The 1459-nt window shown below is 66.1% G+C and carries 1 protein-coding gene; it reads left to right on the top strand.

Annotated features, from left to right (window positions below; genetic code table 11):
- Positions 1-357: 357 nt before the first annotated feature.
- Complete coding sequence (locus GZ997_RS11525; protein ID WP_162679988.1) at positions 358-606, top strand: hypothetical protein; 249 nt, start codon at positions 358-360, stop codon at positions 604-606.
- Positions 607-1459: the final 853 nt, after the last annotated feature.

The raw sequence follows: 1459 nt of genomic DNA, 5'->3' as shown, positions 1-1459 counted from the left end.
GTGGTGAAGCCGCAGAATGCGGCTTCACCACGACCGGTCGCCGGCCTCACCACAGCGGAAGGACGTTGCAGTGCTGCCGGGCGGCACCGGAAGGCGCGGTCGGCAGGTGCAGTCGGCCGTCGCTACCGACTAGTGCTGCCGGGCGATCGCCGTATGTGGCGGGGCGGTGGTTTCCGGTCTTACTGCCGTTGCCTGAATGTCTGTTCAACTAATGGGGCGGCTGAATTGTGCCGTAGGTTCCGTGGCCCCGGCAAGACGTGTATTCTAAAATAGATTCCTGGTGGGTGCGGCGTGAGAGATATGGTAGTGCCATTTGTGCTGAATGGTGTGGGCGTTCTATGCGGACTGCTTTCGCTCATGCTCCTTGAAAGCGCTATCGAGCTGGTTGTTGAGGGAGGCTTTGACGCGGCGGTCGCGCTGCTGCTGCTCACGGCGTCGGTGGTCTTTGCGGGGATGGCGTTGGGGGTGCTGCTCGCCTGTGACCGGTCTTGGCGGCAAGGGCCGTCCCAGGAGCGGAGCGCGGGGGCTGACTGCGTGCCGCGTGGACATGCCGTGCCAGCCCGCAATGAGGCGCTCCCGTGGGGTTCGGGCCGCGCCTCGGACTGAAAGGCGCCTACCCTGAGTTGCAGGAATACGCCGACGTCCGCGACTTGCAGCATCAGCCCCGAAACGACCCGCTGCGCCCGGCCGAGTACGTCCTCGCCGGCCCGAGTACGACCTCGCCAGCCCGAGAACGACCTCGTCAGCCCCGAAACGACCCGCTGCGCCCGGTCGAGTACGACCTCGCCAGGCCGAGGACGACCTCCGCACGGTGAAAACGTCCTCGTCAGCCCGAGGACGACCTCCGCGCGGCGAAAACGTCCTCGTGGGCCCGAAACCCTCCACGATGTGGAGGGTGTGGGGCGAATGAGGTCGTATTCGGTCGGCGGCGGGTGGTCGACTACGACCTCACACGCCCGAGAACGACCCTCGAGCGCGATCGCCACACCACACTCCTCACCCGCCGGGCCGCCGCGACACGCACGCTATCAACCACTCTGCGAAGCACCGCCGATCTACCCACCAAACCCCCAAACGCGAAGATCCCTGTTACCGCGCCCCAGATGCCGCAGGGAGGCGTGCGGATGTGCACGCAGGTCACAGCAGGCCAGTGCCGCACGCCAGGCTCAACTGGGAGGCACGCACCGCTGCGGGGAGGTGAGAACGCCGCTGCGGGTCTCGGTGGTGCTGCGGGGGCCACACGCTACTGCGGGGGCATCCACTGCTGCGGGCCACGGACCGGGCCGGCTCGCTCGTGCGCCCCGCGCGACGGTTCGGCACTTCGCATGACGGTTCGGCACTTCGCATGACGGTTCGTACCTTTGCACCGACGCTTCGTACTTTTCGGTGACTGTGCTGTCTCCACACTTCTGGGACGGTTGAGTCTCATGACTTCTGGGACGGTTGAGTCTCATGGGTT

The sequence above is a fragment of the Actinomyces sp. 565 genome (assembly GCF_010365615.1).
GTDB lineage: Bacteria > Actinomycetota > Actinomycetes > Actinomycetales > Actinomycetaceae > Actinomyces.
The sequence above is the reverse complement of the archived record's forward strand: the minus strand, read 5'-3'. Positions and strand labels throughout refer to the sequence as shown.